Consider the following 22,109-nt stretch of genomic DNA (forward strand, 5'->3'; position numbering starts at 1 on the left):
GTCAGGGACACATTTGGCTATTTGGCCAGATGTTCCTGCAGCGCTTTCCAGCCAGCCGCGAACACATGGTCGGAAACGATCTCCACGTATTTTCCCGCGTCTTCCGGTTCCTCGTCAAAAGTCGCCACCCATTCCGCGAAGGTGCGGTTGCCGTCCGTGATCGGAAGCAGCCGGATGGAGGCGACATAGTTCTTCACCGGGAATGCCGGCTTCACGAAGCTGTAGGACAGCGAATGCTCGCTGTCGCTGAGGGCGAGCAGTTGCTCCCGCACATGCGCGCCGTCCTGGAGATAGAACGAACGGATGGAGCCGACGGAATCGCTACTCGCTCCGCCCTCGATCTCGCTTTTGGCGATCGCGGGATGCCAGGTCGGCAACCCGTTGAAGTCGCGCACGGTCTTCCACACGGTTTCGATCGGCGCGTCGATCACCGCGCTTGCATAAGCCTTGGCCACATTCCTCTCCTATTGTTGGACGACTAGGTTCTTGAAAGCCTGCGTCTGTGCAACGAGGGCCTTTTCCACCGGCAGGCGCTCCATGCTCGACGCGCCATAGAAGCCGTGGCAGCCGGGGCATTGCTGCAGGATGTAGCGGGCATCCTCGGGCTCGGCGATTGGGCCGCCATGGCACAGGATGATGATGTCGGGATTGATCGCACGGGCGGCTGCGGCGATGGCGTTGATTTCGCCGACGCAGTCCTGCAGCGTCAGTGCCGTATCGGCGCCGATCGTGCCGCCGGTCGTCAGGCCCATATGCGCCACGATGATGTCGGCGCCGGCCTCCGTCATCGCCTTTGCATCGTCGACCGAGAAGACATAGGGCGTGGTGAGCATGTCCTTGCTGCGCGCCAGGCGAACAAGGTCGACCTCCATCGCATAGCCCATGCCGGTTTCTTCCAGGTTCGCCCGGAACTTGCCGTCGATCAGGCCGACGGTCGGAAAGTTCTGGATGCCGGCAAAGCCGAGCTCTTTCAGCTGATCCAGGAATGGATCGAATTGGCAGAATGGGTCGGTGCCGTTCACGCCGGCAAGCACGGGCGTGTGCTTGACCACGGGCAGCACCTCGCGCGCCATGTCGACGACGATCTCGTTGGCATTGCCATAGGCGAGCAGGCCCGCCAGCGAACCGCGGCCGGCCATGCGGTAACGGCCGGAATTATAGATCACGATCAGGTCGATGCCGCCGGCTTCCTCGCACTTGGCCGAAAGACCGGTGCCGGCGCCACCGCCTATGATGGGGATCTTCGCCTTGATCTGCTCGCGAAACTTGCCCAGCAACTGGCTTCGTTCAAATCTCATGCTACCGACCTTTGCTGATTTCATTGAAGTGGCGAACGACTTCGGAACTGAATTCCGGCGCGTTGATCGCATACGGAACCCTGAGTACCTGGCGCTCGGCGGTCTGCTGGACTGTGCTTTCGATCGCCGCGAACAAGGCTTCGTCGGCTTCCGGATCGTAGAATGGCTGGCCAGGAGCGTCGAGGAGCGACACCCCGCCCAGCGGCAGCAGGAAACGCACCGGACCGATGCTGCGGTTCAGGCGTTCGCCGATCCATTTGCCCATCGCCACGTTTTCCTCCAGCGTCGTGCGCATCAGCGTGATCTGGGGGTTATGGATGTAGAGATTGCGGTTGCGATACTTCTCCGGAACCGTGTCGATGCCAGCGAAATTGACCATGTCGAGCGCGCCGCACGAGCCCACATAAGGCAAGGGCGACTGCGCCAGGAAAGAGAACCTGTCTTCCGTGGCCGGCAGGATGCCGCCGAACAGCAGGTCGCAAACTTCCGTGGTGGTGATGTCGAGAACGCCGGCGAGGAAGCCGGAAGAAGCCAGCTTTTCCATGGACTGGCCGCCGATGCCGGTGGCGTGGAAAACCAGGCATTCGAAGCGATCGTGCAACCGCTCCACCACCTGGGTGACGCAAGGCGTGGTGACGCCAAACATGGTCAGGCCGAGCGCCGGCTTGTCTTCCTGCTCCAGTTCCTGGCGATTGCGCACCATGCCGGCAATCGAATTGGCGGCATTGGACAGGACGGTTCTCGATATGCGGTTGAGGCCGGCGATGTCAGTGATCGAGTTGACCATGGCGATGTCGTTCGGGCCGACATAAGCGCTCACATTGCCGGCAGCCACCGTCGAAACCATCACCCTGGGAGTGCCGACGGGAAGAACACGCATGGCCTGTGTCACCATGGCCGTGCCACCGGAGCCACCGAGGCCGATGACGCCGCCGACATCATCCCGCGACAGGATGAAGTGTTCGAAGGCAAGGCCCATCGCCGAAACCGCCGAACCGCGATCTCCCGTGAAGACCGCCGCGACGCCGCCGGGATGGAAACCCGCGACCGTCCTGGCATCGATATCGGCATTGGCCGCGGGCTTGTCGGTGGAAAGATCGACGAGGACAGCCGAGACGCCCTGTGCCTGGATGATCCCGGTCACATAGCGGAGTTCGTCCCCCTTGGTGTCGCATGATCCCGCCACATAGACGGTTTTCGGAACGGTCATCTCTTCCTCCTCAAACACTTCTTTTCTTCATGCTACGCAGGCCAAGACCGATCATCGCAAGCAGCGTGATGGCATAAGGCGCAATGTCGGTGATCTGATTGGGCAGTCCCTGCCCCTGCAGCCGCAACCCAACGGCGTCGGCGAGCCCGAAACCGAGACAGGCCAGGGCGATCCCCAGGGGATGAGCACGGCCCAGCATGACCGCGACCACGGCGATCCAGCCACGTCCGGCGGTCATGTTTTCGGCGAAGAGCGCGACGGAACCCAGTGCCAGTTGCGCTCCGGCCAGGCCGCACAGGCCACCGGCCACGATCACGACCGCCGTCTGGTAGCGGCTGACATTCGCGCCCATCGCTGCCGCTGCCGACGGCACTTCGCCGATGCCGCGCAGGCGCAGCCCCCAGGGCGTCCGGAACAGGTAGATGTTGAAGACGAATATCAGCAGCCAGGACAGATAGACGAGTGCGTTGTGCCCGAGGATCGCTCCAAGCACCGGCACGTCCGCCAATACGGGAACGACCAGCTTCGGCAGCGCAGTGACCGCCGGGTCAACCAGCGTGCCGGTCACACCGAATATCGCGCCCAGCAGATAGGTGGTCAGGCCGGACGCGAGTAGGTTCAGCCCGATGCCGATGACGATCGGATCGCCGCCGAGACGCGCGCCGCCGAGCGCCAGCGGCGAAGCAAAGATCGCCGTGCAGAGGACGGCTGAAACAACCGCCAGAACCGGAGACCCGAAGGCGATGCTGGTCGCGACGGCGACAAAGGCGCCGACCAGCATCTTGCCTTCGAGCGCGATGTTGAACACGCCGGCGCGCCCGCACAATGCGCCGGCCATCGCGGCCAGCAGCACCGGCGTCATCAGGTCGAGCACTTGCGAAAGCAGCATGTTGAGCATGGCCTATCGCTTCCTGAAGAAGATCGGCCGCGCGGCGAGGCAGAGGATGATCAGCGCCTGCAGCACCCAAGTCAGGACCGCCGGCAGCCCGAGCGCTCGCTCCATGGAAAAGCCGCCGACCTGGAGCGCGGCGAAGAACACCGACGTGACGATCGTCGCGATCGGGCTGGCCATGGCCAGAACGGCCGCCATCAGCCCGGACCATGTGTAGCCGGGAGCGAGCAAGGCACCGTCGGTGAAACGATACTGCTGTCCCAGGATCAGCAGGGCGCCGACCAGGCCTGCCAGCGCGCCGCTGAGGAATGCCACCCGCTGCGTCTGCCGCGACAGGTCCACGCCCGAGTACTGAGCGAAGCGGGCGTTGAGGCCGGTCATGCGCCACTCGAAGCCGTTCACGCCGCTCCTGTCGTTGACCACGATGACGACAGCGACGACAGCCATGATGACCATGGCCATGCTGACCGGGAGATCGAGTATGTGGGCGGGAAGTCGGGCGCCCGACGCGACACGATAGGTCTCCGGCATGCCGGTGGACGGATCGCGCAGCGGATAGCGCACGAGATAGGACGTCAGGCCGCGCGCAATGTAGCTGAACAGCAGGCTTGCGATCAGGAACGGGATGCCGAGGCTGAGCTGCAGGATGGCGGCAAGCCAGGCGTAGAGCCCACCGGCACAGATTGCGGCGGCCAATGCGAGAACCGCCCGGGCAACACCCGGAACAGGCAAATAAAGCGCGACCAATGCCGCGGCGAGACCACCGATCAGCATCTGCCCGTCACCACCCAGATTGACCAGCCCTGCCCGCAAGGCGATCGCAGCCGCCAGCGCCATGCCGACCAGCGGCACGGAGCGGGCCAGCGTCTCATCCAGCCCGCGTCCCAGAACCGCGCCCTTGGCGATCTCCAGGTAGACCGAAATGGGATTGGCGCCGGTCAGGCCGACGACAAGTCCTCCGAGCACGACCGCGGCCACGATGGAGAACAGGATCGCCGCCAGGCGGGATTTCGTATCGAGAGCCGCTGCAATCATCTGGTTTCCGCTCCCCCCATCATCCAGCGGCCGACGGTGTCCTCATTCATGTCGCTTCCGGTGAGACTGGCGTTGATGCGCCCTTCGAACATCACGAGAATCCGGTCGGAAAGCGCGAGCAGTTCGGTCAGGTCGGACGACACGACCAGGATCGCTCGGCCCTTGTCGCGCTCGGCAATCAAGGTCTGGTGGATGAATTCGATGGCGCCGACGTCGACGCCGCGGGTCGGCTCCTCGACGATGATCAGCGGCGAGCCATGTTCCACCTCGCGCGCGATAACGACCTTCTGCATGTTGCCGCCCGACAACGAGCCGATCGGCAATTGCTCGGAAGCAGCCTTGACCCTGAAACGTTCGATCAACTTGCGCGCCTGGGCGCGGATGGCGTCCTTGCGCAGAAACCCTTTGTTGGAGGCCACGGCATTGCGATGCGTGCCGAAAACGATGTTTTCGGCGATCGAGGCAGCGGGAGCCGTTCCTGTCAAATGGCGATCTTCCGGCACGTAGGAGACGCCCGCCGCACGCCGACGCGCGATCGAAAAGCTGGAAACGTCATGACCATCGAGGCTCACGACACCCGTCGCCGACTCAAGGCCCATGACCGCCGAGATCAGCTGCGGCTGCCCGTTTCCCGAGACGCCGGCAATACCGACGATCTCGCCCGGACGGACATCGAAGGAGACGTTGTCCACGACCGTGACAGCGCCCTTGCGGACCGACAGATCCTTGACCGAAAGCATCGGCCTGGCATCGGATGTCACCTTGGAAGCGACCGTGGGCGGCACGTTGCGGCCGACCATTGCCCGGATGATCTCGGCCTCGTTCGTTTCACGGGTCACCAGAGTACCGGAAACGCGACCGTCACGCATGACGGTGATCTGGTCCGTGATGGCAATCACTTCCGGGATCTTGTGGGTGACGAGGATGAGGGCCATGCCCTTACTGGCCAGTTCGCGCATGGCGGCGAACAGGCCATCGCGCTCCTGCGGCGTGAGAACGGCCGTCGGCTCATCCAAGATAAGGATCCTGGCCTCTCGCGACAGCGCCTTCAGGATTTCCAGGCGCTGGCGTATGCCCACCGCCAAGTCGCGAACCCGGCTGTCCGGGTCGATCTCCAGGCCGTGCCTGGAACCGAGACGCCGGACGAAATCGCGCGCGGCGTCAGCTGAAACGAACGGTCCTTGCCTGGGCTCGTTCTGGAACACCAGGTTCTCCCAGACCGTCAAGTCGGGAAACTGCCTGAAGGTCTGGTGGACCATACCGATGCCTGCGGCGATCGCCCCAAGCGGGCTGGCGAAATCCATCGCCTTGCCGTCGACAAGGATTTCGCCGGCGTCGGGTTTCAGCAGACCGTAGAGGATGTTCATCAGGGTGGATTTGCCTGCCCCGTTCTCCCCCATCAGCGCGTGGATCTCGCCGCTGTTGACGGAAAGGCTGATCCCGTCATTGGCGACGACGCCGTCAAAGCGCTTGGTGATGCCCTTCATCTGGAGCAAGGTCATCGTCGCGCACCGAGGTCGTGTTATTGCACCATCGGATCAGGCACGGTGATCGCGCCCGAAACGATCTTCGCCTGGATGTCCTTGAGCTGGCCGATGACGTCCGGCTTATCCGCGATCTTGCATCCGGACGAGGCGACCGCGTCCGTGGTGGCGACGAGTTCCAGGCCGCCTTCGGCAAGACCGAAGCTCACCACGGGCTTGGCCGCCCCCTTCAGGATGCTGTCGATTGTGGCGGGCAGAATGACGTCCACCTTCTTCAAGGTGCTGTCGAGTATCGCACCCGGCGCATCACCGCATTGATTGACATCCAGCCCAATCGCCATCGCGCCTGATTTGTCGGCCACGGCCTTGAAGACGCCGCCATTGCTGCCGGCGGCAACCGCATAGATGCGGTCGGCGCCGTTCGACAATTGCAGGCTTGCCTGGGTCTGCGCCCGCACCGGATCCTGGAACGGATTGTCGCCGCCGATCCACGAGGTGGGCAGCACATTGATATCAGGACGGGTGGTCTTGGCACCGAGCGCGAAGGAATCCGTGTAGCGGTGCAGGAACGGGATATCGAGCGCACCGATCACACCGACCGTCTTGCTGGTCGAGGTCAACGCGGCTTCCGCTCCGGCGAGATAGGCAGCCTCCTGTTCACGGAAAACGGCGCAATAGACGTTCTTCGGCGCTTCGGGGATGCAGGTGTCGACGATGACGAAATTGGTGTCCGGGTTTTCCGGCGCCAGGTCGGCGATGATGTCGCCGAATTCAAAGCCCATGACCGCTACGATCGAAGCCTTCAGGTCGATCGCCGCCTGTACATGCTGCCGGCGCGTGGACGGATCGGTGCCCTCGAACACCTTGGCCGTGGCGCCTTGATCGGCCGCGGCCTTTTCAATGCCGGTCTTCCCGAGACCGAGGAACTTGTTCACACCGATGCGGCTGGGCGTGACCAGGACAAACGTGTTGTCTTCGGCGCGGACCGGAACGGAAGCTGCGGAAAGGGCGAGAACCGAACCCAGGCAGAGATGCAGGAATTTGCTGGCAGTCGTCATTGTTGAACCCCACAGGCAAGCATGATTGGTTGCAACCGACTACGCGGATGGCGCCGCGTACTCAGCGAGGGAGATAGCCTCAATACGGCGTATCGCCGCCATCGGTGTTGATGGATTGGCCACGGATGATCATGGCATCGTCGCTCAGCAGGAACGAAATCGTCCGGGCCACCTCGACCGGATCGATATGCCGGCGCAGCTGCGAGCTGACGAGCTGCTCGAAGACATCGTCTGGTGCCTGCTTGACCAAGTCGCCATAAGCAACGGCAACTTCGCGAAGCATGTCGGTCGCCATTCCGCCGGGGCAGACACAGTTCACATTGATGTCGTTGGGGGCGAGCACTTCCGATAGCACGCGGGTAAAATTGATCATCGCCGCCTTGCTCGCGCTATAGGCGAGCGACTGGGTATGGCCCTTCTTGCCGGCTTCGGAAGCGACATTGACGATCGCGCCCTTGATGCCGCCGGCGATCATCCTCTTGGCAACGATGCGCGATGCTTCGAACGCGCCGAAAACGTTGATCGCAAAGACACGCTCCCAGTCGGTCCAGGGCGTTTCAAGAGGATCGACGTGCCGGACGATGGCCGCGCAGTTGACCAGACCGTCGATACCGCCAAGGCGCTGCTCGGCCTGTTCGACTGCTGCTGCGATCGAAGCGGCATTGCCGAGATCGACCACGACGGCGCTTGTTTTGCCGCCACCCTTATTGAGATCCGCAATCGCTTCGTTCAGCGCCTGTTCTCGCACGTCGCCGATGATGACCGAGGCGCCCTCCGCCACCAGCAATGCAGCTGACGCCTTGCCGGCACCACCCGCACCACCGAGGACAAGATAGCGTTTGTTGGCATGCGACCGTGTCGGCGGAACCTGCCGCACGGCCAGCGGGCGATGTTCGCCCCTGGTGGCAAAAGAACCCATATCTCCTCCCCTTGGACCTCCAAGTGTGGAGGTCTCTTATCCGTTTTCCCGAAAGTGAAATTGCTCTACTGAGCTGCATCTGGCAAAGTCCACTTGTCGAGAAGTGGACCACGTATGAACAGGATTTCACCCGCACGCATCAGCCGGCTCATCGGTGGCTGGCAAACGACGGATGGCAAAGTCACCCAGCAGCTCAGCCTGGCGATCGGCAGGTTGATCACGGCGAGGGAGTTGCCGGCAGGCGCCTTGATGCCATCGGAGCGGACGCTTGCAACGGCGCTCGCGGTCAGTCGCGGGTCCGTCGTTGCGGCCTACGCGTCACTGCGCGATGCCGGCGTGCTCGACAGCCGCCACGGCAGTGGTCACCGCATCATCGCGTCGGCGAATGCGCCCGGCGTTGCGCACACGCGCCTTGCCGGTGAGATGCAGGCGCTGCCGGAAGACATCGACATGACCAGCGGCGCGCTGCCGCCCTCGCCCATCCTCACCGAGGCGCTGGCAGCATTGCGGGGTGCCGATTTCGCGAGCATGGCGGCAGGTCTGGGTTACGATGCCTCCGGCTTGCCGGCGCTGCGCTGGGCCGTCGCCCGCTATTACACGGATCTCGGTCTTCCCACGCATTCCGACAACATCCTCATCACCAGCGGTGCGCAACAGGCCGTCTGGCTGCTGGCGAACGCTCTTGTCGATGCATCCGATGCGGTGGTCGTGGAAGACCCTGCCTATCGCGGCTCGCTCGAGGTCTTCCGCCGGCGCAACGCCAGGATCGTTCCGGTCGGCATCAGCGCCCACGGCCTGGACATGGACCAGCTTGAAAGAGCCCTCAGGAACCGGCCGAAACTGCTCTACCTTTTCCCGGAGGTGCACAACCCGACAGGACGATCGCTGGACGACGCAAGTCGGCGCGATCTGGTCGAGCTGCTCGACCGCTATCCGACGTTCCTCGTCGAGGATGGCGCGCAGAATGAACTTTCCACGATCGCCGGAGCGACACCCCGGCCGATTGCCGGCCAGACACAGCCCGACCGCGTTGCCACCATCGGCACGCTCTCCAAGCTGTTCTGGGGCGGCATCCGGATCGGGTGGATTCGGGCAGGCCCGCCGACGATAAAACGGCTGGCAAGCTTCAAGGCGGTCAACGACCTCGGCTGTTCGATGTTCGACCAGCACCTTGCCGTCGGCCTGCTCGAAAACATCCAGGAGGCACGGGCGTATCGGCATGGGGAAATCACCCGCCACCTCAAGATCGCCGAAGACCTCATTTCCGAACGCGCTGCGGGGCGTTGGCATTGGTCGCAACCAGCCGGCGGCACCGCCATGTGGATTCATATGCCCGGCGTCGACACGGTGTCGCTGTGCCAGGAGGCACAACGACACCGGCTTCTGCTGTCAGCGGGTCCGGGCTATTCCGCGCAGGAGAACTTCGGAGACTTCATCCGCCTGCCATTCGTGCGCCCCGCCGAGACGATGCAATTCGCGATCGAAACGATCTCCGAACTGGCGGAGAGAAGGACGGCAGCCTGATGCGCGTCACCTATTGTTCAAGATTGACGTAGGACTCAGGAAAGAAGCGTGGCGTGCACAGGCAATAGAATTCCAAGTCCACCGAACCGGTATTCTCGATGCGCTGCGGTGCCTGCGCCGGAATGACCGCCTGATCGCCCACCATCAGCTTGCGTTTGACGCCGTTGACTTCGAGTATCCCCTCGCCCTGGCGAACGATATAGCGCTCGATCACGCCGGTAAGGCTGTGCAGTTGCGTCGTCACGCCAACTTCGACACGTGCCACAGCCAACGAGGCTTCCGGTGATGCTTCCGTGTTGTGCAGCTCGGTGATGTAGCAGCGCTCGTCGGTCCAGAACTCGCCCTTGTTGTTCGCGACAACGATCTTGTGGTCTTCAGCCAAGGTTTTCCTCCTGCATGTTGGCAGCGCGAAGGAACCGATCGGCCTCGCTGTCCGCAAGCTCCACTTTGCAGGAAGTGGTTCGATCGTCTCCGCGGTAGCGACAGTCCGTTGCGTTGCCTTGCATTGAAGCCTGAAGTCGATGTGCTACATCCTTGATCATGAAAAACATCGGCTTTCTCTCTTTCGGCCATTGGTCGCCCTCGCCGCAGTCGCAGACACGCTCGGCGTCGGATGCACTCCTGCAATCGATCGACCTTGCTGTCGCCGCCGAGGAACTCGGCGCGGACGGTGCCTATTTCCGCGTGCATCATTTCGCCCGGCAGCTGGGCTCGCCGTTTCCGTTGCTCGCAGCGGCCGGGGCCAGGACGAGCCGTATCGAGATCGGCACGGCCGTCATCGACATGCGCTACGAGAACCCGCTCTACATGGCCGAGGACGCCGGCGCGGCTGACCTCATAGCTGGCGGTCGCCTGCAGCTCGGCATCAGCCGCGGCTCGCCGGAGCAGGTGATCGATGGATGGCGCTATTTCGGCTACGCACCGCCTGAGGGCCAGAGCGATGCCGACATGGCGAGGCACCACGCGGAAGTATTCCTGGACGTGATCAAGGGCCAGGGTTTCGCGCAGCCCAATCCACGACCGATGTTCCCCAATCCGCCCGGCATGTTGCGCCTGGAGCCGTTCTCCGAGGGGCTGCGGGACAGGATCTGGTGGGGCGCAGCCACCAACGCCACCGCGGAATGGGCGGCCAAGCTCGGCATGAACCTGCAGAGCTCGACGCTGAAATTCGACGAGAGTGGAAAACCGCTGCACATCCAGCAGGCCGAACAGATCCGTGCCTACCGCGCCGCGTGGAAGGAGGCCGGCCATACGCGCGAGCCGCGCGTCTCGGTCAGCCGCAGCATCTTCGCCCTGGTCGACGACCGTGACCGCGCCTATTTCGGCGGCAGCGACAGCCAGGATCATTTCGGCTATATCGAAGCGGATACACGCGCCGTCTTCGGCCGGACCTATGCCGCAGAACCGGATGTCCTCATCGAGCAGCTGAAGCAGGACGACGCCATTACGGAAGCCGACACGCTGCTGCTGACCGTGCCCAATCAGCTCGGCGTCGACTACAACGCCCACGTCATCGAGTCGATCGTCAAGCATGTCGCGCCTGCGCTCGGCTGGCGCTGAGCTACCTTAACGCTGCGACCGCCCGTTCATCAGCTTTGCCTGCAGGATGACGACGACCAGCAGGAAGGCGCCGCGGATGACCGACTGCCAGTAGGCGGACAGTGAAATGACGCCAAGGCCATTCTCAAAGTTGAGAATGTTGAAGACCATGGCAAGCAGGATGGCCCCCGCCAGGGTCGCGCCGATGGAGCCGACCCCACCGGACAGCAGCGTGCCGCCGACAACGACGGACGAGATCGCAAACAGCTCCCAACCCACACCTTCAGTCGGCTGGCCTGCTCCGAACTGTGCAGCGAGGATGACGCCGGCCAGTCCGGCAAGCAGGCCCGAGGTCGCATAGACGCCAAGCAAGGTGCGCCCGACCTTCAGCCCCATCAGTTTCGCTGTCGCCTCGCCGTCACCAACGGCCAGGATGCGCCTGCCGACCGGATGCCGCTCCAGCGCGATCCAGCCGACGATATAGCAAACGATCGCGATCCAGGCAGGGATTGGAAAGCCGAGGAAATCGTCCTGGCCAATAGAGATGAAAGCGGTGTCGTAGGACACCGAGACCGACTGGTTGCCTGAAAGCAGCAGGGCGGTGCCGTAAGTGGCAAGCATGGCTGCGAGGGTGGCGATGAAGGGCTGGATACGCAGCCGTGTGACGACCAGCCCGTTGACGATGCCGACGATGAGACCCGCGGCCATTCCACCCGCCAGTCCGGCTACCCAGCCATAGGGCGACAATGTTGCCGCGACCACGCTGGTCATCGCCGCGGTGCCCCCGACCGACAGGTCGATGCCGCCTGTCATGATCACCAGCGCCATGCCGAGCGCGATCAGCATGAACATGGAATTGTAGCGCAGGAACGAGAGGATGTTGTAGCTCGACAGGAAGTTGTCGTAGCGCAACGCGCCGAAGATCAGCAAGCCGAACACGACCGTGATCACGCAAAGCCGCGCGAGCTGAAGATTGGAGCGCGGTATCAAGGCCGCAACGACATTCGAGCGCGAATTTTCCTGCATCATGTCCGGTCCGCGCTTTGCTGGATGTAGACAGCGACCACGATCAGCGCGGCCTTGACGACGAGAGCGGCGGCATCCGGAACGCCATTGGCGAGAAGCGTATAGCGGACGAGCTGAATGACGCAGGCGCCAAGCAGCGTGCCGATGATGTTTGCCCTGCCGCCGGTCAGCAGCGTGCCGCCGACAGCAACCGCTGCGATGGCATCGAGCTCCATTCCGAGCCCGACCAGGTTGGCGTCGCTGGCCGAATTCCTGGCCACGACGATGAGCCCGGCAAGGCCTGCCAGGACACCGCTGATGACATAGACAAAACGCTTCACGCGCTTGGCCGGGATGCCCGAAAGGCGCGCTGCCTTTTCATTGCCGCCGACAGCCAGGATCTGCCGCCCCAGTGCTGTTCCTTTGATCAGAAAGGCAGCCGCGGCCACCACCACGATCATGATCAGCACCTGCGTCGGAATGCCGAACACATGACCGAGCGCCACGAACTGGAAAGGCGGGTTCTTGAACACCTGCAGATTGCCGTTGGTCATCACCTGGGCGATGCCGCGTCCCGCGGTGAACAAAACCAAGGTCGCCACGATCGGCTGGATCGAATAGTGGGTGACAAGGAAACCGTTGAACCAGCCAAGCAGGCCGGCGACGACGAGCGGCACGATGAATGCCAGCGGCAGGACCACGAGCGGATCGGTGGTGGGCGCGATCGCCCCCAGCAGGATCATCGGCGCGATCGCGCCGGCAATCGCCATCAGCGAGCCGACCGATAGATCGATGCCACCGGTCGCGATCACCAGTGTCATGCCGACCGCGACGATGACGATGGTGGCCACCTGGGTCAGGTTCACATTCAAGGTCTGCAGCGACAGGAAGTTCGGCGTCGCGATGACGTTGAAGGCGATCAACAGCAGAAACGCCAGCAAGGTGCCGTAGCGGCTCAGCCATGCTGCGAAGTTGAAGCGCGGGGTTGGGCCGGCGGTGTCTTCTGCAGCGGTCATGCCGGCACCTCCTGATAGGCCATGGCGGACAGGAGATTGGCCTCGGTGATGTCCTCGGAAGCCAGCCGGCGAACCGAGAGGCCGTCGCTCAGAACCGTGACGTGATCGGCCGCGGCGATCAGTTCCTCGAGTTCGGAGGAGATCATCAGCACGCTCAAGCCCTCATCGGCCAGGCTGCGCAGCAGTTTCAGTATCTCGGCCTTGGCGCCGACATCGATGCCCCGCGTCGGTTCGTCGACGATCAGCAGACGCGGATTCATGCAGAGCCAGCGCGCCAGCAGGACCTTCTGCTGGTTGCCGCCCGAAAGTTCGCGGATCGGCTGCTCCGGCGAGGAACATTTGATGCCGAGCGCGGCGATGTATTTCTCGACGATCGCGCGCTGGGCGGCCTTGTCGACGATGCCGGCCTTCTGCAGCTTGGGCAGGATGGCGAGCGTCATGTTTTCGCGCACGCTCATCTCCGGCACGATGCCTTCGATCTTGCGGTCTTCTGAAACGAAACCCATCCCATCGGCGATGGCATCGGCGGGAGCGACATAGTTCGTCTCACGTCCATCGACGGTTATGGCACCGCGCTCCTTGCGGTCGGCAGCGTAGATCAATCGCGCCGTTTCCGTGCGGCCGGCGCCGAGCAATCCGGCGAGGCCGGCGATCTCGCCCTTGCCGATGGTGAGCGAGACATCCCGCACCCTTACGCCGGCACCCAGGTTCTCGACACCGACGAGCGCGGCCCCCTCGCCGTCGCCATGCGCGCGCTTCTTGGCCGTGAACGCAGCCAGTTCCTTGCCGAGCATGGTCCTGACCAATTCGACCTTGGAAATGTCCTTCATCGGGCTGACCGCCACGGTGCGGCCGTCACGCATGATCGTGACCCGGTCGCAAATGGCGAACAGCTCGTCGAGCCGATGGCTGATGAAGATCGCCGCGACCCCGTCGGCTTTCAGCGTACGGATGGTTTCGAACAGCACGGCGACTTCGCGCTCGTCGAGCGAGGATGTCGGCTCATCGAGAATGAGCAGCCTGGCATTCTGGGTGACGCCGCGCGCAATCGCGACCATCTGCCGGGTCGCGGCTTCGAAATCCTGCAACGGCCGGTTCACGTCGATGTCGAGCTTGAAACGTCGCAACACTGTTCTGGCATCGGCCTGCATTCTTGCGCGATCCACCAGGCCGAAACGGCGCGGTTCGCGGCCGAGAAAGATGTTTTCCGCCACAGTCCTATTGGGAGCGAGGTTGATCTCCTGATAGATCGTGGCGATGCCGGCCGCTTGGCTTGCGGCGGTCGAGCCGAACCGGACATCTGCGCCCTGAAATTCTATGCTACCAGCATCATGCGAATAGGCACCGGTCAGGATCTTGATCAGTGTGGATTTGCCGGCGCCGTTCTGGCCGATCAGCGCCATGACCTCGCCTGGCCCCACCTGAAGCGAAGCGTCGGTGAGAACCCGGACATCGCCAAAGCTTTTGTTGATGCCCGTCATCGACAACAGCATCGCAGATCCTCCTGGCGCATGCCCCCGACGCGCAGCGCCCTATCGGCGATGATTTCTACACCCCGGGAGGCCGCAAAAGAAAGCGGCCGAAACGTTCCTCGCGACGCTCCGACCGCAGGTGGGGAAGACAATCAATAGGCGCCGGAAACCTCCGCCGCGGCGTTGGACGTATCGTAGAACTTGTCCTTGTTCTTCACCCAGGCGTCGATCTTTTCGCCGCCGGCGTAGCGCTTCAGCGTTTCATAGGCGATCGGTCCGAAACGCGGGTTGCATTCGACCACCGCGCCGATCTTGCCGTCGGCGATCGCCTGGACGGCTTCCTTGCCACCGTCGATCGACAGGACCAGCACATCGGTGCCCGGCTTCTTGCCGGCGGCCTCAAGCGCGGCAATCGCGCCGAGCGCCATCTCGTCGTTGTGGGCATAGATGACATTGGCGTCGGGATGGGCCTGAAGCAGCGCTTCCGCAACCTGCCGCCCCTTGTCGCGCGCGAAATCGCCCGATTGCGAGGCAACGATCTCAAAGCCGCCGGCTGCCTTGATGGCCTCGTCGAAGCCCTTCTTACGGTCGTTTGCCGGCGAGGAGCCGGTGGTGCCTTCAAGTTCGATGATCTTGGTCTTGCCGTTGGCGTTCTTCACCAGCCATTCGGCGACACGTTTGCCTTCCTCGACGAAGTCCGACCCTATGAAGGTCACGTAGTCCTTGCCGGCTACGGCCAATTTCGGGTCGACGCTGCGGTCCAGAAGGATGACCGGAATGCCAGCCTTCTTCGCAGCCATGACTGCCGGGATCAGCGGCTTTTCCTCGCGCGGCGCCAGGAAGATCAGGTCGACGCCCTGCGCGATCATGGAATTGACGTCGGCGACCTGCTTGGCCGCGGAGCCGGCCGCATCCGTGTAGACGAACTGATAGCCGAGCTTGGCGGCCTCGGCCTTCATGCTTTCGGTCTGGGCGATGCGCCATGGGTTGTTGGACTCGGTCTGGGCGAAGCCAACCTTGTAGGTGTCCTTCTTGGCCAGCGGCGGGAGATCTGCGGCCATGGCCACACTGGACACCAGGCTCAGCACGCCGAAGGCGCTTGCGGTCATCAATAAGGTACGGCGGGTCAGTGACATCGGGGTTCCTCCACGTGGACAACCGGCTCCTCCAGCCGGGCAGACATGCGTCTGCTGATCACCAATCGATCCTACGATAATTTTATTAGCAGTCAATGCGCGATATTAGCAGAATGACGTCATGGGGATTGCGCATCAAACGAGCGGAACAAAATACCTCCACCCCGGTAAAATCCCATCATTTCATACAAATATCAGTGAGTTATGCTCGATTCTCGATGGAAAACTTGTGCAAGGTCAGCCATACCAGAAATCGCTATCCGAAATTTTGAGGATCGCTTGATAATTTTATGATCAAATGACTATGATGACCCGGCGGATCGGGCCGGCATATGCGGGGACAATCGTGAATTCGAGGCGAGGACCAGCGCTGTGAGCCAAAGCAACGGCGGCGAGAAACGCCAGGGACGGCCGACGATGACAGACGTCGCCCGCATTGCGGGCGTGTCGCAGTCGAGCGTGTCGCTCGTGCTCAATCAGATGACGGGCGCGCGCATCTCCCCGGAGACGAGACAACGTGTTCTCGAGGCGGCGAGGCAGGTAAGCTACCAGTTGCCTGGCATCCGAGGGGAGATTTCGCCCGATGTCGAAGGAAGGACGATTGCCTACATCGTCGACGAGATTTCAACCAGCCCGCACCCCGTGGTCAGTTTCGACGGCGCGCGTGACTTCGCCTTCGAGCAGGACTTTCTCGTTGCCGCCTATGTAACGCGCTCCAACCCTCAACTGGAGGCAGCGACCATCGAGGCGATCAAGCGCGACAAGTCGATTGTCGGCGTCATCTACTCCTCGATCTTCACCAGGCGTGTCACTGTGCCCCCTGCCCTTCACGGAATTCCCACCGTCTTGCTGAACTGCTACGGCGAAGCGCGGCGCCACATCTCGATCCTGCCGGGGGAAGTCGCCGGCGGTTTTGCCGCCACCGCCCACTTAACCGGTCTCGGGCATCGCCGCATCGGCTTCATCAATGGCGAACCGTGGATGGATGCTTCCATCGATCGCCTCAAAGGATACCGGCAGGCGCTCGCCACCGCCGATGTTGCGTTCGACGAAACATTGGTTCGCAGCGGCGACTGGCTGCCGCTGACCGGCTACCATCATACGCGCGACCTGCTGTCGATCGACAATCCGCCGACGGCCATCTTCTGTGGCAACGACCTGATGGCGTTGGGCGCCTTGGAGGCCGCCAACGAGATGGGGATCAAGGTTCCCGACGAACTCAGCATCATGGGTTATGACGACCAGGAACTCGCCCGCTACACCCATCCGCGCCTTTCGACGCTTGTCCTGGCTAACTACGAGATGGGACAACGAGCAACCGAGATGCTTATCGATATGGTGCTGCACAGAAAGCAATTCCGTCCGATGACGGTCAAGATCGACGGGCCGCTCGTGGTGAGGGAGACGACTGCTTCGCCAAGGTTGCGTTGAGATTCTGTCCAGAGAGGCCTGCGATAATCAGCTCTCGACATGTTCCAATCGAACCGTCTGGCATCACCCTAGTGCAAATGCACTAGCCCAAGAGGGGGTATCCTAGGGGTAACCCATGTTGTTTGACCATTTGGTCAATGCTAAATAGCGCCGATGCAAAACCGAGCTTGATTTGCCCCCGAAAGCCGACCTGCAACAAGGGGGAAGCATGCAAAAAGACCTGATCATCGTTGCCGACGACCATCCCGTTTTCCGGGAAGGCCTGCGCCGTGTGGTGCAGACGGTCGAGACAGATGCGGACATCGTCGAAGCGGAGACGATGGAAGAGGTTCTGGCCGCCGCACGCTCGGGACGCCAGCCCAAACTCTTCATCATGGATTTGCTGTTTCCCGGTCTCGTCGCAGAACGCTCGCTTGCCGAGCTGCGCCAGGAGTTCCAGCGTTCATCGATCATGGTGGTATCGATGGTCGATGATCGCCGCACTGTCGACATGGTGATGGCCGGCGGGGTCGACGGTTTCGTCTCCAAATCCGTTCCGCCGAGCGAGTTGATGGAAGCAATCGTGGCCGTGCGCGACGGCGACTATGTGATCAAGCTCAAATCATCAGACCGGGTATCCTACCCCACCGAAGACGCCGACATCCTGAACAGCCTGACGACGCGCCAGCGTGAAGTGCTGCGACTGCTCGCCGACGGCAAATCCAACAAGGAAATCGGGCGTACGCTCGACATTTCGCACTACACCGTGCGCATCCATGTCTCGGCGCTGTTGCGTGTGCTCAATGTCGGCTCGCGCTCGGCGGCAGCGGTCAAGGCGCTCAACGCAGGCTGGGTCGACCGGATCTGAGCAGCCGCTCAGGCGCGTTGCTGCGGAGCCATGGTTCGTTGCGTGGTACGTCCCAATGCGAGCGCGATCATCGTCGAGCGCAGTTCCGAGGGGCGGACAGGCTTGGACAGGATCGGAATATCCTGCTGTCCCAGTTCCTCGCGCACTCGGTTCTCGTCATGGCCGGTCATGACGATGGCTGGGATGTCGCGGCCAGCCTGCCGGCGGACCTCCGCGATGAAATCCGCACCGACGATGCCGCCGCCGAGATCGAAGTCAGTGACGACGAGATCGCATGGCGCGACCGACAGTTCCGTACCCGCTTCGGCCTGCACCATGCAGCCCCATTTCTCCAGAAGCGAGGCGGTCGCCAGTAGCACGTCCTCGTCGTCCTCGACCAGCAGCACCCGCAGGCCTTCGAGCGGCGAGGAGAAACGCTCCGGCGCGATCTTTTTTGTCCGCCCCGGTGCCGATACCGCAGGCAGGCCGGCGATGCGCACGCTGGTGCCGCGGCCCCGGACAGAACGGATCGAAACCCGCAGCGACATCAGATGGGCCAGCCGCTTGACGATCGAGAGACCGAGGCCGACACCTTCGACATCCCTGTCGCCGCGCTCGCGCACCTGGTAGAATTCGTCGAACAGCTTCGGCAGATGCTCCTCGGCGATGCCTTCGCCGCGATCGTGGATCTCGATCGACAGGCCGTAGCGATGGCGGCGACAGCCGATCAGCACCTCGCTGCCCGGCGCGTATTTCAGCGCATTGGACACGATGTTCTGCAGGATGGTGGTGAGAAGGGCGGCATCGATGCGCACATGATGTTTGGTGCGCACCACTTTGAAGGTCGTCTGCGACCACTGTGCCCGGCTGGCGTTCTGGGTCAGCACTTCGTCGATGACATCCTGCACCGAAACCACTTCGAAATGCGGCGTCACCTTGCCGCTGTCCAGCGTCGAAATGTCGAGCAGCGAGCGGAACAGGCCTGACACCGAATGCAGGGAGCGGTCGATGTTTTCGACCATCTGCTTCTGCTCGCGATCGAGCCCGGTATCACGCAGGCAGGCTGTGAACAGGCTGATGGCGTGGATCGGCTGGCGCAGATCATGGCTGGCCTGCGCCAGGAAACGCGACTTGGCGAGGTTCGCCTCATGCGCGGCGTCGTAGGCCTCGTAGACCCTCTGCAGCAGTGCGTAGATATAGGCCGGCACCAGGATGGTGGTCATTACCAGCGTCAGCGCGACATATGGGTTCTCGCGCCAGTAGACGTTGAGATAGCACGACAGAGCGATCGTCACCAACGCCATCGCCGTGGCAAGGAGCAGGTAGCGCGGTCCGAAACGGAGCCCGTTTCCGACCGTAACCCAAAGCAATGCCGCGTAGAGCGGAAGCAAGGCTGCGCCGCCGATCGACATCGCCGAGCAGAATGCGAGGTAGTCACAAGCCATCGAAACCAGTCGCCGTGGCTTATAGACCACCGACTTGGCAACCACCCACCACAGCAACAGCCACGAAAACGGAACATAGGCGAAATAATAGGCGGCGAAGCCATTGGCATAGGATGTTGCCGCATTGTCGAGCCAGGCGACAATCCAGATGTAGATCGCCAGGATCGGAACAAGCACTATCCGCACGATCGCCTGGGAGCGCTCGGCCTCGTAATTCTCGTGTTCCCTGGCTTCGAAAGTGCCTGCCATCTTAACGGGAAAAAACCTAGGACGATCGCGTCGCTTGAACATCGCCCCCTCCATGGGCCGTGTGTGGCATCGGCATTCCCCCTACACCGACGCCGTCCTCCTGTGAACTCGCCGACATCCGCAGTCAGTGCAAACTCGCACCGGCCTGCCTGACCAGTCGATCGATCTTTAGTTTCTCCGCCGTCATCATCGAACGAAGCTCGGCTGGGCGGATCGGTTTCGCCAGGATCGCGATCTCGGGATCGCCGAGATCATCTTTCACCCTGTTCTCGTCGTGACCGGTCATGACGATCGCCGGCACCTTGCGTTTCAACAGGCTCCGGACGCGAGCTATACAATCGACGCCCGTTGCTTTCGCGCCAAGATCGAAGTCGGTCACGATCAGGTCACACTCGGCCACTTGGTCGGGGATCGTCAGCTGAATCTCGACAACGCAGCCCCACCGCCGTAACAAGGTGGCGGTGGCCTGCAAAACATCCTCGTCGTCCTCGACCAGCAGGACACGAAGGCCTTCGATCGCCGGTCTCGGTCCCTCCTTTTTCGATTTCACCGTAGTCGCCTGCGATGCGACCTGCAGACCCTCGATGATGACTGCCGTACCCCGGCCCGGCACGGAGCGTAGATAGGCCGACAGGCCCATCAGCCGCGTCAGCCGCTTGACGATCGGCAGTCCGAGACCGACCCCATCGACGTCGCGGTCGCCTCGCTCGCGAACCTGGTAGAACTCGTCGAACACTTTCGGCAGGTGATGCGCGGCAATGCCGTTGCCGCGATCATAGACCTCAATGGCCAGCTGTCCCTGGCGACGACGACAACCGATCAGAACGGGGTGACCCGGTGCATATTTCAGGACATTGGAGATGACGTTCTGCAGGATGGTCGTCATCAACGTGGCATCGATGATGACATGGGCTCGCGTCGGAACCGCCCGCAATTCGACACCAGCCCATTGCGCAGCTTCGGAATTCTGCCGGACGATGTCCTCGAAAAGATCCTTCACCGCAACCGGCTCGAAAACCGGCGTCACCTTGCCGCTGTCCAGAGTGGAGATGTCGAGCAGGGAACGGAACAGGCGCGATACGCTCTGCAGCGAGCGATCGACATTCTCGACCATCTGGCGTTGCTCGCGGTCGAGCCTGGTATCCTTGAGGCAGGCCGTGAACAGGCTGATGGCGTGGATCGGCTGGCGTAGATCGTGGCTTGCCTGCGCCAGGAAACGCGACTTCGCGACATTGGCCTCACGCGCGGTATTGAAAGCTGCGTAGACACGCTCGAGCAGGTTGTAGGCATAGGCAGGAACGAGAAGCGTGGTGAGGAGAAGGGTGATCGTCACATAAGGGTTCTCGCGCCAGAACGGGTTGAGATAGGCGGTTACCAGAATGCTCAGGAGCGCCATGCAGGTGGAAGCGATCAGGTAACGCGAGCCGAAGCGCAGGCCGTAGCCCACGGTCACCCACAACAAGGGAGCGTAAGCGGGCAGCAGCGCAGCCCCGCCAAAGGTCATGATGCCGCCGACAGCGATGTAGTCGCTGACCATCGAAATCGCCCGCCGAAGCAGGTTCTCCCCAGGCCGCTTCACGATCCAGAACAGGATCGACGCCGAGACAAGGATGTAGGACGAGAATGACAGGATCGTCTGGGTCGTGCTGAACGCCGTATCGCCTCTCGACGAGAAGACACTCAGCATACCGACCGTGAACAGCGTCGCGGCACCGAGACGAAAGGTCGCCTGCGCCCGTTCAGCATCAGTCGGCCTATCGTTCCGAGTAACGAAAAGGTCAGCGAATTTTGTGCGCAAGCCACCAGGCATGATGTGCTTCCCGATCAGGAGCAGAAGCTGATCGCCTGGGGCTCGACAATCAGGGCATTTCGAATGCCGCCACTGAACCAGCGACATTCCTGTATGCGAAAGGCAGGGTCAGGGCATTTGCGTTCTTCGCGGAACGCGGCATTGCCCTAACTCTTTGTTTTTACGCAATTCCAGACGAAAAAAATCGTTACACGCTTTTCCTGGAGTCGCGCCAGCCTCCCTTGGTTATTTCCCCAATTGCATTGTTCTTTCGAGGGCCTGGTTGAAGCCCTTGAGCGAGATCGAGAAGGCGACGTCCTTTTCCGTGTCGGAAGCAAAGGCACCAAGCCTGAGCGCGGTGCCGGTCTTCAGCGCGGCGGTGGTCGCTGGCGTGAAGGTGAGCCTGACGATGCAGCCGCCCGGCAGGCAGGTGCGGAAACGCGACGGCTTGCCAGGTGGTGTGTCGTCGACCGAGAACGTCACGCCCTTGTCGAGATTGAGTCCGAACGGCATCACAAGGACGCCCTTCAGGCCGCCGTCGTCGGCCGGCGAAAGCTCGACGGTGAGCACACGCTGGCCGTTCTGGCTGACCTGTCCCTGCGAGAAGGCGCACTGCTTCTTGTTTTCGGCCGCCGCCACGCAGGCGACCCGCCAGTCGTCATAGGTTTCCGACAGCGACGACGGACCGCCGGCAGCGCCGGCGGCTGATTGCTGTTCCTGTGCAGAAGCACCAGACGCGGCAGCCAGTAAGGCCGCCGCGCCGAAAAGCAGTCTCATTGCT

Annotated in this window: 20 protein-coding genes; 4 read left to right on the top strand and 16 right to left on the bottom strand. The window is 62.3% G+C overall.

The features are described 5' to 3' along the window. Positions 1-17 precede the first annotated feature (17 nt). The 8 genes from AO692_RS06730 to AO692_RS06765 all read right to left on the bottom strand — a co-directional run bounded on the left by AO692_RS06730 (position 18) and on the right by AO692_RS06765 (position 7,896). A complete protein-coding gene (locus AO692_RS06730) occupies positions 18-455 on the bottom strand; it encodes an SRPBCC family protein (RefSeq protein WP_054309245.1) in 438 nt (145 codons plus the stop codon). 9 nt (positions 456-464) lie between these two features. Then, positions 465-1,298: a phosphoenolpyruvate hydrolase family protein gene (locus AO692_RS06735; protein WP_054309246.1), complete on the bottom strand. Its 834-nt coding sequence runs from the start codon at positions 1,296-1,298 to the stop codon at positions 465-467. Position 1,299: 1 nt separating this feature from the next. Then, positions 1,300-2,508, bottom strand: a complete 1,209-nt coding sequence (locus tag AO692_RS06740; protein ID WP_054309247.1) for a Tm-1-like ATP-binding domain-containing protein — start codon at positions 2,506-2,508, stop codon at positions 1,300-1,302. 10 nt (positions 2,509-2,518) lie between these two features. Further along, on the bottom strand, positions 2,519-3,406 hold the full coding sequence (locus AO692_RS06745) for an ABC transporter permease (RefSeq protein ID WP_054309248.1): 888 nt from the start codon (positions 3,404-3,406) through the stop codon (positions 2,519-2,521). Between the two features lie 3 nt (positions 3,407-3,409). After that, positions 3,410-4,435: an ABC transporter permease gene (locus AO692_RS06750; RefSeq protein ID WP_054309249.1), complete on the bottom strand. Its 1,026-nt coding sequence runs from the start codon at positions 4,433-4,435 to the stop codon at positions 3,410-3,412. Next, positions 4,432-5,937, bottom strand: coding sequence for an ABC transporter ATP-binding protein (locus AO692_RS06755; RefSeq protein WP_054309250.1), 1,506 nt, complete (start codon positions 5,935-5,937; stop codon positions 4,432-4,434). The genes AO692_RS06750 and AO692_RS06755 overlap by 4 nt, the downstream gene beginning before the upstream one ends. Positions 5,938-5,957: 20 nt before the next feature. Continuing rightward, positions 5,958-6,977, bottom strand: coding sequence for a BMP family ABC transporter substrate-binding protein (locus tag AO692_RS06760; protein ID WP_054309251.1), 1,020 nt, complete (start codon positions 6,975-6,977; stop codon positions 5,958-5,960). A 79-nt stretch (positions 6,978-7,056) separates the two neighbouring features. Continuing rightward, positions 7,057-7,896, bottom strand: coding sequence for an SDR family oxidoreductase (locus tag AO692_RS06765; protein WP_054309252.1), 840 nt, complete (start codon positions 7,894-7,896; stop codon positions 7,057-7,059). Between the two features lie 114 nt (positions 7,897-8,010). On the opposite strand from AO692_RS06765, the gene AO692_RS06770 reads away from it, so the two are divergent. After that, positions 8,011-9,420 carry a PLP-dependent aminotransferase family protein gene (locus AO692_RS06770; protein ID WP_054309253.1) on the top strand — a complete coding sequence of 470 codons (1,410 nt, stop codon included), beginning with the start codon at positions 8,011-8,013 and terminating at the stop codon, positions 9,418-9,420. A gap of 10 nt (positions 9,421-9,430) precedes the next feature. Here the strand turns inward: AO692_RS06770 and AO692_RS06775 are convergent, their stop codons facing one another. Then, positions 9,431-9,802 (bottom strand): cupin domain-containing protein, encoded by a 372-nt coding sequence (locus tag AO692_RS06775; RefSeq protein WP_054309254.1) that lies wholly within the window; start codon positions 9,800-9,802, stop codon positions 9,431-9,433. Between the two features lie 158 nt (positions 9,803-9,960). Between AO692_RS06775 and AO692_RS06780 the strand changes: the two genes are divergently transcribed. Continuing rightward, the gene (locus AO692_RS06780) at positions 9,961-10,980 is read left to right on the top strand and encodes an LLM class flavin-dependent oxidoreductase (RefSeq protein ID WP_054309255.1); all 1,020 of its coding nucleotides are present in this window, start codon (positions 9,961-9,963) and stop codon (positions 10,978-10,980) included. 6 nt (positions 10,981-10,986) lie between these two features. On the opposite strand, the gene AO692_RS06785 is transcribed toward AO692_RS06780, so the two are convergent. The 4 genes from AO692_RS06785 to AO692_RS06800 all read right to left on the bottom strand — a co-directional run bounded on the left by AO692_RS06785 (position 10,987) and on the right by AO692_RS06800 (position 15,588). Next, positions 10,987-11,985 (bottom strand): ABC transporter permease, encoded by a 999-nt coding sequence (locus AO692_RS06785; RefSeq protein ID WP_054309475.1) that lies wholly within the window; start codon positions 11,983-11,985, stop codon positions 10,987-10,989. Further along, positions 11,985-12,980: an ABC transporter permease gene (locus AO692_RS06790; protein ID WP_054309256.1), complete on the bottom strand. Its 996-nt coding sequence runs from the start codon at positions 12,978-12,980 to the stop codon at positions 11,985-11,987. Before AO692_RS06790 ends, AO692_RS06785 begins: the two co-directional genes overlap by 1 nt. Then, positions 12,977-14,473: a sugar ABC transporter ATP-binding protein gene (locus AO692_RS06795; protein WP_054309257.1), complete on the bottom strand. Its 1,497-nt coding sequence runs from the start codon at positions 14,471-14,473 to the stop codon at positions 12,977-12,979. Before AO692_RS06795 ends, AO692_RS06790 begins: the two co-directional genes overlap by 4 nt. Positions 14,474-14,604: 131 nt before the next feature. Next, on the bottom strand, positions 14,605-15,588 hold the full coding sequence (locus AO692_RS06800) for an ABC transporter substrate-binding protein (protein ID WP_054309258.1): 984 nt from the start codon (positions 15,586-15,588) through the stop codon (positions 14,605-14,607). Between the two features lie 417 nt (positions 15,589-16,005). Here AO692_RS06800 and AO692_RS06805 point away from each other — a divergent pair, with 417 nt between their 5' ends. Further along, positions 16,006-17,019: a LacI family DNA-binding transcriptional regulator gene (locus AO692_RS06805; RefSeq protein ID WP_152979735.1), complete on the top strand. Its 1,014-nt coding sequence runs from the start codon at positions 16,006-16,008 to the stop codon at positions 17,017-17,019. Positions 17,020-17,227: 208 nt separating this feature from the next. Next, the gene (locus AO692_RS06810) at positions 17,228-17,866 is read left to right on the top strand and encodes a response regulator transcription factor (protein WP_054309260.1); all 639 of its coding nucleotides are present in this window, start codon (positions 17,228-17,230) and stop codon (positions 17,864-17,866) included. Positions 17,867-17,874: 8 nt separating this feature from the next. Here AO692_RS06810 and AO692_RS06815 read toward each other — a convergent pair whose 3' ends face one another. The 3 genes from AO692_RS06815 to AO692_RS06825 form a co-directional block, all read right to left on the bottom strand. After that, entirely contained in the window at positions 17,875-19,581 is a 1,707-nt protein-coding gene (locus AO692_RS06815; RefSeq protein WP_244483268.1) for a hybrid sensor histidine kinase/response regulator, read from the bottom strand. Between the two features lie 82 nt (positions 19,582-19,663). Next, a complete protein-coding gene (locus tag AO692_RS06820) occupies positions 19,664-21,349 on the bottom strand; it encodes a hybrid sensor histidine kinase/response regulator (protein WP_054309262.1) in 1,686 nt (561 codons plus the stop codon). Between the two features lie 225 nt (positions 21,350-21,574). Further along, a complete protein-coding gene (locus AO692_RS06825; protein WP_152979736.1) occupies positions 21,575-22,105 on the bottom strand; it encodes an invasion associated locus B family protein in 531 nt (176 codons plus the stop codon). Positions 22,106-22,109 lie beyond the last annotated feature (4 nt).

The organism is Mesorhizobium sp. 1M-11 (genome assembly GCF_001303895.1).
GTDB lineage: Bacteria > Pseudomonadota > Alphaproteobacteria > Rhizobiales > Rhizobiaceae > Mesorhizobium.